This is a genomic window from Mesorhizobium sp. M4A.F.Ca.ET.090.04.2.1 (assembly GCF_003999085.1).
In the GTDB taxonomy this organism is placed as follows: Bacteria; Pseudomonadota; Alphaproteobacteria; order Rhizobiales; family Rhizobiaceae; genus Mesorhizobium.
In genome coordinates this window covers 21,160-30,925 of the sequence record NZ_RZOT01000008.1, presented here as the reverse complement: position 1 = coordinate 30,925, position 9,766 = coordinate 21,160, and the positions used below count along the sequence as shown (strand labels likewise).

5 protein-coding genes and 1 pseudogene are annotated in these 9,766 nt (G+C 60.4%); 4 read left to right on the top strand and 2 right to left on the bottom strand.

Annotation, left to right across the window (positions count from 1 at the left end):
• Positions 1–3,193, bottom strand: a 3,193-nt coding sequence (locus EN781_RS01635; RefSeq protein ID WP_245492527.1) for a Ulp1 family isopeptidase, incomplete at its 3' end; no start/stop codon positions are given.
• A gap of 922 nt (positions 3,194–4,115) precedes the next feature.
• Here EN781_RS01635 and EN781_RS01630 point away from each other — a divergent pair.
• The 4 genes from EN781_RS01630 to EN781_RS01615 are packed head-to-tail and all read left to right on the top strand — an operon-like array spanning position 4,116 to position 7,070.
• Positions 4,116–4,412, top strand: a complete 297-nt coding sequence (locus tag EN781_RS01630; protein ID WP_024505654.1) for a DUF2604 domain-containing protein — start codon at positions 4,116–4,118, stop codon at positions 4,410–4,412.
• The gene (locus EN781_RS01625) at positions 4,405–5,022 is read left to right on the top strand and encodes a putative metal-binding protein (RefSeq protein WP_091595799.1); all 618 of its coding nucleotides are present in this window, start codon (positions 4,405–4,407) and stop codon (positions 5,020–5,022) included. The genes EN781_RS01630 and EN781_RS01625 overlap by 8 nt, the downstream gene beginning before the upstream one ends.
• Complete coding sequence (locus EN781_RS01620) at positions 5,019–5,507, top strand: Mov34/MPN/PAD-1 family protein (RefSeq protein ID WP_091595801.1); 489 nt, start codon at positions 5,019–5,021, stop codon at positions 5,505–5,507. Before EN781_RS01625 ends, EN781_RS01620 begins: the two co-directional genes overlap by 4 nt.
• Positions 5,508–5,510: 3 nt before the next feature.
• Entirely contained in the window at positions 5,511–7,070 is a 1,560-nt protein-coding gene (locus tag EN781_RS01615) for an E2 ligase fold family C protein (RefSeq protein ID WP_091595803.1), read from the top strand.
• A 214-nt stretch (positions 7,071–7,284) separates the two neighbouring features.
• Here the strand turns inward: EN781_RS01615 and EN781_RS01610 are convergent.
• Positions 7,285–9,752 (bottom strand): annotated as a pseudogene (locus EN781_RS01610) (S8 family peptidase).
• Positions 9,753–9,766 lie beyond the last annotated feature (14 nt).

The following is a 9,766-nucleotide window of genomic DNA, read 5'->3' as shown; positions in this document are numbered from 1 at the left end:
TCATTGGTGGGGAGGCAGGCTCGTCCTCCAACAGTTGCCGCAGTTCCCCTGGCTCGAACGCCATCATTGGTGGGGAGGCAGGTTCGTCCTCCAACAGTTGCCGCAGTTCCCCTGGCTCGAACGCCATCATTGGTGGGGAGGCAGGCTCGTCTTCCAACAGTTGCCGCAGTTCCCCTGGCTCGAATGCCATCATCGGTGGGGAGGCGGGTTCATCCTCCAGCAGCTGCCGCGGCTCTTCCTCGTGCGGCAAGCGCCTCCTTAGCCGGTCTTGCAGCGCCTGCCGATCGGCAACGAGGTTGTCGAGGGGCAGCGGCTCGTGGTCTGGCCGCTGCCCTTTCACCAATCGTTCAACCAGCGCCCACGTGCCCTCCAGGACAAATACGCCGCAATCATAATGGTTCGTCTGTCTGGCCATGGGGGCTGGCGCCAAGGTGGCATTCAGCAGTCCTGCGAGCTGTTTTGCAGGCACGTCGTTATATCCCTCTCGCTGGAGGGAGTCGTAGTGATAGGCGAACCGCCTTTCCGGGTCGCGGCGATCAACGAGCAGCAGCGACCAATGGGTGCCGGGGCTAGTAGCCGTGCCATTATTCACTGGCAAGAACAGGAAGTCGGCTGTGGCGTTGTTTTGATTATAGATGGACTGCAATATGCCTCGAGCGTCTTGCGGCGACGTGTGTCGCAGTAGATGGGATACGGAAGGATCCACCAGCCGAGTCCGGGCAGCGAGCGCCGGATTGATCCCCTGCAGTTGCCCCTCCAGCAAATTGTAATCTCTCTGGATATGGGCGTCGCTCAGCCATTCGGCGGCGCCGAGCACCCGCCCCGTTGCAACGTTGGACGGGGCTGTCGGATCGAGCGCCCCGATCTGAGCCCCAGAGGAACTGGTAGTCAGTGTGGTCACATCAACCAGTGGAAGGCCGCGGTAGGTGCCTGGCAGCCTAGCGGTTGCTGGCGAGGCGGGTTGGGGAGCTCTTGCCGGTGCCGCTGGCCCAGCTTCAGCAGCGGCCCCAACGCGCCTGGTGACTGCGTCTGCCGGATGAGCAGAAAGGACAGTTTCGCGCCCGAGCACAATGCGCGGCAGGATATCCCGGAGGTGAGCCAATGCAGAACTGATACTTAGCCTATTACCATAGGAGACAGCCTTGAAGCTCTCAACATCTTTATCCAGCGATTTGTCGTGAATCCGAGCCGCAATCCCAAGCTTGTTATTTTGACGCAGGTACTGACTAAAATGTCTAAGAAAATTTGTATAGCCGCCCACGGTATCTGGATTCCGTCCGGTCGCAGGCGCTGCCAGGTACTCCTTGGTCGAAGCGGCTCTGTAATTTCTAATGAGCTCGGCATCGTCAGGATAGGGGATCACGACAGGGCGAGCCATAATCTGGGCTCCGCCTGTCGACTTCTTGAGGTAACGCAGTGCGCCAGCCACGGTGGAGGAACCACCCGTACTCTCGTACTCCTTGAGATCCTGATCCAGCGACGAATGGTAAAGCCGAGCAGCAAACCCTGGCTTGTTGTTTTGAAGGAGCCACCGACTAAAGCCGAAAAGAGAATTTACATTGTAAGTGACCGTGTTCGCTTTGGCCTTACCCGCGTGGAATGCTGCCCTCAGCCCTTCGATAGCGGTCGCATCGTTGGAATAGACAGGACGCTTGTCGGCACCGTCGGGGACTACAATTGGACGATCCGGCTGCACTGTCGAGGGCATCGACCCACCACCTCCGGGATGCGGTGCTGGGGTGGATTCGTGCTCATCCCTCTGCCTGACGAGCTGCGCCTCACATTCCGGTGTAGCCGCCTTATGAGGATCCTGCATCGGTTCGATCCCCTCCATCTCCTGCTGCAACCAAGCCAAAGCTTGGCGAGCGGCCTGCGCGGCTTCATCAACCGCGGAGGATGTCTCCACACCTCTGGCGGACGCCGGCAGAGCCTGCTCCGCCCGCCGTCGAAAGAGCTCTGGCGAGGCGGATTTCTCCGCCCACAATCTGGGCTGCGTAGCGAGTCCCCGTCCAGATTTATGTGGCACCGCCTCGCTTGGCAGCGGGCTGCTCCTGTCCCGTGCAGCTACCAGCTCCTCCGGGGCGCCCTGGTCGCCGTGGCGCCAGTTCAAGTGAGGGACGGCCTCTCCAAAGTCGGGCGCTTGGTGTTGGTGCGCGGTTGGGGCGAGAGACAATGGTAGATCGGTGCCCTCCTTATAACCTACCGGCAGGAGCTCCTCTGGCCAATCGAATCCCTGCTGTGGTGCGGTATGCTGAGCAGCGTCGCCACGGGGACGAGCCTCCATGCTGACCGCGTTTTCCAGATGATTCCCGAGTATAACGCGCGGCGGGTTCTTGCGGAGATAAACCAGCGCAGATTCGATCGGAGCTCCACCATTAGAGGAGGCGGCCTTGTAGCTCTCAACATCTTTATCCAGCGATTTATCGTAAATGCGACCCGCAATTCCGAGCTTGTCATTTTGACGTAGGTAATGACTGAAATGGTTAAGAGCAGTTGCGTAGCCGCTCGCGGATCTGAAATGTCTGGTGAGCGCGGCGTCGTCAGGATGGGGGTTCAGGACAGCGCGACCCACAATCGGGCCGGCTCCGCCCATCGACTTCATCAATTGACGCAGTGCGCCAGCCACGGTGGAGGAACCACCCCTACTCTCGTACTCCTCGAGATCCTGGCTCAGCGACGGATGGTAAAGCCGAGCAGCAAGCCCTGGCTTGTTGTTTTGAAAGAGCCAACGACTAAAGCCGAAAAGAGAATTTGTGCTGCGAGTGACCGTGTCCGGCCTGGCTTTACCCGCAAGGAGTGCTGACTTCAGCCCTTCGATGGCGGTGGCATCGTTGGAATAAACAGGACGCTTGTCGGCACCGTCGGGGACCACAATTGGACGATCCGGCTGCACTGTCGAGGGCATCGACCCGTCGAGATGCGGTGCTGGGGTGTATTCGTGCTCGTCCCCCTGCATCACAAGTTGCGCCTCCCGTTCCGATGTACCCACCTGATGGGTGGGGAGTTGCATCATCACGCGAGCGCCTGAGTTGCCAACCTCACCTGGTTGCCGCTCAGTGACAGCATGCTGCAGATTGCTTTGGATCCTCTGCCTCTTCGTTGGTCTCAACTCACCTTTACCATGCGAGCCATTGACGAGGACCTCCTCGCCTGGCGCACCCATCAACTCGTCCGCCGCCTGCAGTTCGCCCAAGTGCTGCTCAAAACCGGCTTGGCCGGCCTGTCCGCTTGCTCGTGCGGTACGGCGTGCTGCACCTGCAGCCAAGCTGCCACGATGAATGTCTAGTTTGTACGGGTGCACGCTATCCTCACTTCCACAGATCACATGAGCAACCTACTCAGGCAAGCTTTCGAGAGGCTGACGAGGTCCGCCGCCGCGGAAGGCGAAGGCTGGTTTTCTGCTCAGCGGTTGACGGCCTCGCGTGTTGCGGCCGCGCCGGGTATCACGCCAATCAATCTGAATAGTCGATGCGTCAAACGAACCAGGATGGGATTTTCGTAGCGGGGCTGCTCTACTCACTCTTGTCCTGAGGGCAGAATTCAACCATATCGCCGAGCAACTGGATGCCGATTGGATACCCGATCCGGAAAGCTTCAGCTCCTATGTGACGCGATGATGAGGCCTGGTCTCGCAGCGGCATGCGTTCCGAGAGATGCTGCACCAGGTACGAGGCGACCTTATCCAACAAGGCACCACTTGCGCTGTTTTGTGGAGACGAGCGTCGGCATGCATCCATGCGGGTGCTTGAGTGGTGAAGACTCTGAACGACGGTTCCTATGGCGCTGCCGGCGCAATCAGCTGCTTGGGGACGCGTGACGCAGATCAAAGCTCCCCTTGCCGAGCACGGAGCAGGCGAGTGAGAGAGCAGATGAATAGGCGTGTCGCCAATATTTTCGCATTGCTCTAATCGATTATAGTTGTGAGGAGCAATTTGAGACCATTTACTTGCGGCTCAAGTCACCCATAAAAGAAGGCAAGCACCGATTCGGTAGCTTATCCCCTGTCTTTCGCGTACTCGCGGCCGTGGCGCCGGGTGAACGATTGAAGACCGCCGGTCTCACTCGCAGGTGGGTGCCAGGGCGTGGGGCGGTTGGCAAGCCACAGGAGTAGGACAATGTCGAAGGATTCGGGTAAGGGCGATAATCACGGCGGCGGACCGGGCAAGATCGAGATCACGGTGGTGGTGAACGGCCAGCCCACGCAGGTCGAAGCCAATCCCAACCAGCCGCTTCACGTCATTCGTACCAAAGCCCTTGAGAACACGCAGAATGTCGCCCAACCAGCCGAGAATTGGGAATTCAAGGATGAGGCCGGCAACTTGCTCGACGTCGACAAGAAGCTTGGCGATTTCGGTTTCCCGAATACTGTGACCCTGTTCCTCAGCCTGAAGGCGGGCGTCGCAGGTGCCTAAACCCCAAAGTGTGGATCCGGAGGTCTCCCGAGCGAAGTTTGATCGGGAGATCGGCCGGTTCCGGCCATATGCTGATGTCTATCGGGCTCAGGGCTGCTTCTTGATCGAGGCGACTTTTCCGCGCGCTTTCTTCATTTTCGCCAGCCCCAAGTTAAAGCCACGGGTGGTCAGCGCAGCGAGCGAGGTCGACTTCACCGACTACGACTTAAGACCACCGTCCGTGGTCTTCGTCGATCCGTTTACGCGTGATCCGATTGCCCGGAAAGATCTATACCTGAAAATGCTTAGACGTCCGCCGCTGCCCGGAACGCCGCCGGAGATGATAGGAGCTCTCATCCAGCAGAACGCCGTGCCGCTGACGGACTTCATCCAGGCCAACAGTCCCGAGGACGAACCATTCCTGTGCATGGCGGGCGTCCGGGAATACCACGACAATCCAGCCCATTCAGGTGATCCATGGCTACTTCATCGGGGTTCTGGCGAAGGCTGTTTGGCCTTCATCCTGGACAAGATCATCAAGTACGGAATCGTTCCTATAGAGCAGTTGCAGATTCAACTCCAACCGACAATCGTAGGAATGGTGGTATCCCCTCAGGCGATACAAGAATGACTGGTTTGAGAGATGTAACGATCGTGACTCTCCCGCGCGGCTGCATCTCGACCACGCATGGGCATCTGCGCTCAGTTGGTCGCGAGGGCAATGAGGGGATGGCACTTTGGGTCGGCGTTCAGGAAGACCGGCACTTTGCCGTAACAGAGACGGTTATCCCGGCGCAGCGTCACATTCGAACAAACGATGGCGTTTGCGTGATCGTTGCGGCCGAAGAACTGCACCGGCTCAATGTCTGGCTCTACAAAAGCGGCCTGAAACTCTTGGCCCAGATTCACAGCCATCCGGGCCGCGCCTACCATTCGACGACGGACGACGCTTATGCGGTTGCTACCACGGTTGGGTGTCTGTCGCTGGTGGTGCCGAATTTCGCCCGCGAGCCTTTCGATTTTGCTCGGGTCGCCGCCTATCGGCTTGACGAAAAGGCCAAATGGAATGCGCTCCCTCCCGCGGCACTGTCGCGAATGATCATGATATCGAGTTGAACAATGGCATTCGCTAACTTCATCGATCGCGCCGCCACGGCGGCATCTCAGGTCCTGGCCGATTTTCATCTGGGAGACTTCAAAGCAGCTCTTGAAAAGCAGGTCGTGGCAGTCGCCTTCGACCATCAGGCCGCTTCCTGCGCCGAAGGCCAGGCGACATTAGATCTTGCGGTGAGATTGCTCGCTAGGCTCTACCCGGTTCTGGCGATACTCCCGCTGGACAGCGCGGCGAGCTCTCAAGCCCAAGCGCTGGAGCGCTTGGCAAAGTCGATCAATCCAAAAGTCGGCATCCGGCGTTCCGGCAAGTCTGCCACCGTCTGCGTCGTTGCAGGGGTAACGCGCCCATCACTCCGGTGCCCGATCTTTTTCGTGGGATCGGACGGTTGGGCGGCAAAGCTGTCGCGTACGGACCCGGTGGGCTCTGGCCCAAGTCTGCTGCCTTATGGAGCTGGCGCCGCCAGTTGCTTCGGCGCCGCCAACGTCTTTCGAACTATCTTCGCCGCCCAGTTGACCGGCGCCGAGTTGGACGAAACCATCGACCTCTCGCTATGCAGCTACGACAAGACCAAAGCCGGGGAGGCTGGCCCGATCGACTTTCCAGTCGACCTTGGCGAAACCCACCTCGTTGGGCTCGGTGCGATAGGCCATGGCTCGCTTTGGGCGCTAGCGAGACAACCCGATCTCAAGGGTCGTCTGCATGTAATCGATCACGAAGCGATCGAACTCTCAAACCTGCAGCGCTACGCATTGGCCGGCCAGGCGGAGATTGGTATGTCCAAGGCGGTTCTTGCAGCCACCGCCCTTAGATCGACTGCCCTTGAGGTCGAGGCGCACCCTCTGACGTGGGCAGAATATGTTGCGCGCCGGGGCAATTGGGTCTTCGACCAAGTGGGTGTGGCGCTTGACACCGCCGCCGACCGTCTGGCTGTCCAAGGTGCACTGCCGCGATGGATCGCAAACGCTTGGACGCAGGAGCACGATCTCGGTATCTCCCGGCATGGTTTCGATGACGGCCAGGCTTGCCTTTGTTGCATGTACCTGCCATCCGGAAAATCCAAGGACGAGCACCAGCTGATTGCCGAGGAACTCGGAATACCGGAAGCACACGAGCAGGTGAAAACGCTCCTGCAGACCAATGCCGGAGTTCCCAACGACTTTGTAGTTCGCGTGGCTACAGCGATGGCTGTGCCGTTTGAACCGCTAGCCCCGTTTGTCGGCCAGCCCCTGCGCTCCTTTTATCAGCAGGCTATCTGCGGCGGTCTGGTGTTCCAGCTTAGCGAAGGAAGTCGCCGCGTTCGAACTGTCGTTCCGATGGCCTTTCAGTCGGTGCTTGCCGGGATTATGCTTGCCGCGGATTTGGTCAAACATAGTGCGGGGTTTCCCATGAGCCCGACGACGAGCACTCGGGTGAATCTTCTGCGCCCCCTTGGCTCTCACTTGCACGATCCGAAGGCCAAGGACTCCAGCGGCCGCTGCATCTGTAGCGACGACGATTTCATTGCCGCTTACAGGCGCAAATACGGCGAGCCCGTTGATCAGGTAAGCGATGTCTCGGCCGCCTAAGCAGACGCGCACCTCTCCGTGGACGCAGGGGGCGCGGCTTGTGGGCGTGACCATGGGCGCCATTATGACACGCTTGGCCCGCTCCTTTGCCCGCCTATCGTCCTCCGCGCATGATCCCTGACACCTCCTTGCCGACGTGATGATCCAGCACCAGCCGCCATGGCACCAGAGGCTGGTCAAACCTCCGTTGTTGGCCGGTTTGGACAGTGCTGCATCAGGTCTCGACCGACGTCTCGACAGTCAGGGCTGCTTCGACGGGTGTGAAGATGTCAACATCGACCCCAGGCGCCCGAATCGTCACAATCAGGGCGTACCGAGCCAGAGCGTCGACGCGTTCCAGGTAAGGCTTCTCCTTCCACCAGCCCCCGACCGGGAACACGCCGATCGCGTCACGCTCGGCGAGATCGGCGGCGCTGCCCGACCAGAAATCGGCGTGCAACGAGCCGCGATCGCGGAAGGTGCCGAGCAGCCACTCTTCTCCGCCTCCAGCAGGCGCCCCTTCCTCCTCGTCCCGAGCGGCCTGATTGATGCGGGCTCGGAATTCGTCGACTGTCTCGGTCGCTGACTTTACTCTGAACCGAAGACCATGGGACGCGTAACGATGCCGGCGGGTCCATCCGCGTTCACCGGGGTTGGGTTCGATGAAATAGGACAGCGTGACGCGGAGCTCGACCTGGGCAGCGCCGAGCGCCGCGAGCTGCTCCTTCGGCCAAGGCAGGCGATGCAGCTTCATGTCACGCGTTTTGGCAGCCGCGCCGCCCTCGCGCTGGAAAGGCTGAAGCTCATCTTCAACGATAAGCGTGAGGTCGTTCACCGTTGACAGAAGCGCGCGCCCAAGATCTGGCACGCCATAACCATAGCGCCGCACGAGCGCCTGGATCTCGCCCTTCGCTCCGTTGCACGCATCGATGCGTGCGCGCATCGCCGGAGTCCATTCGGCCGAGTGGACGATCAGGGCGCGAACCGTTTCAGGCCACAGCTCGGGGCGCGCTGATAGAATTAGTCCCGCCATCCGTGCGGCATGGGCCGTTGCCGCGCTCGTATCTCCGAGGGTGGTGAAGTGGCGCAGTTCGGGTCGATAGAAAGTGGTCAATATCTGCAGATCGTCGATCGGCTCGCCAGGCAACACACCGTCATGGGCGAGATTGCCGCCTTCGAAGACGACCTCGGGCTTCACCGGCCACTGCCTGTCCCAAACGACCGAAGTGCGACTGCGCGGCGAGAGCTCGCCGACCGGCGCGATCGGAGCGTAGCCCGCAAAGTCGGTGTCAATGATATCGACCTTTTCTGTGAAAGCGCCGACCGTCAGCGCATTCCAGGCCTGAGAAGGATCATCGACTGCTTCCAGATCGTTGCGCGTCAAATGCTCGGCCGGCATGAGGTCATCGCCGATGTTGCCGGCAGAGAGAACGATCAAGCGTCGCTGTTCCTCTTCGAAACAGAGTTGGTCGATAGCGGCAGACCACGATGTGGGCCTTCCACGCGCCGGACTGGCGCTTGTCACAGCCATTGCGATCGCGCGGCGGCGCTCCGGCGCCTGCACCTCGGCGCGGGCGATCGCTTCCGCGGTGATCGCGCCATAGAGTTCTGGATCGTTTGCCTCGTCTTCTGGCGGAAGGATACGAACACTCTCCAGCCGAAAGGGCAATGGAACTGGATCGCCTCCGACCAGGAGCGGGACCAGATCACCGTACAGGCCGACACCTGCCATTCGCGTCCCGTGGCCGCTCCACGCAGGTGTGTCGTCGCTGCCCCATGCCGGTTTGACGGTGTGCCAGTCTTCAACGGCAAGTGCGGGTTCGATCAACGGGTGGGTGCGACGCACGCCGCTGTCGAGAATGCAGACCGCAATATCGGTTGAGGCGGTCTGACGCGCCCGAGAAGCTCGTCGCTCCAGTCCCTTTGCTCCGCGCCGCCAAGGCCCATGAAGAAGGACGGCGTATCCTTCGCGCGCCGCAGCTCGGCGACGACATCGCTGTGCGCAATCATGCGGTCGAGCATTGCCGTGCTGGCGAGTGCCAGCATGACCACCCGCTCCGGAAACCTGACCGCATGCGTGCGCAAAGTGATGTTCAGGGCTTCGGCAATGTGCTCGAAGTTCTCGCGGCGACCGTCGCGCAGCCAGACTTCCCACCACACCTGCTCGTCAGCGGCCTGGGGGAAGAGGTCGTCGTGGTCGGTAAACAACGATCGTGCAGTCGCCAGCCTGACTGTCTCCATGCGGGAGACGAGCGGCTCGTTGCGCGGTCTGCCGCGGTCAGTGTCAACGTCTCGATACGCCTCGACTTTCCGCAAATAATAGGCTTGCGCGCTTTGCGGCAGGAACACCGACGCTGTGATGGGAGCACCGGGTTGAGTTGGCTCATGGACGGCGACCAGCTCCATGTGCTGGCGACGATCGGCCAACTGGTCGAGGGCCGCCCGTCCGGACATGGGCAGATCGATCTCGAGATAAAAGCCAGGCGTGCCGACCGACAGCTGGGGGTCACGCGCCGCAATCTGCTGGCGTGCACTTTCGACCGCTTGTTCGATGGATTGCGTCAAGGCCGCAGCATGCGACGCCCGATCACGCGCCGGCAGCGGCGGTGCATGTATAAGTTGGTTGGGCCGCCGATAGGCTTCCCGAATGCCGTTGTTGCGAAGGTGGATATGGGCGCGGTCGCGCGGAAAATCGTCTGCCATTATGATCTGTGCTG

What these genes read in the sequence shown, in the direction of transcription:
- EN781_RS01630 (WP_024505654.1), top strand. Translation starts at nt 4,116, where the DNA reads ATGTCGAAGGATTCGGGTAAGGGCGATAATCACGGCGGCGGACCGGGC.
- EN781_RS01620 (WP_091595801.1), top strand. Translation starts at nt 5,019, where the DNA reads ATGACTGGTTTGAGAGATGTAACGATCGTGACTCTCCCGCGCGGCTGC.
- EN781_RS01615 (WP_091595803.1), top strand. Translation starts at nt 5,511, where the DNA reads ATGGCATTCGCTAACTTCATCGATCGCGCCGCCACGGCGGCATCTCAG.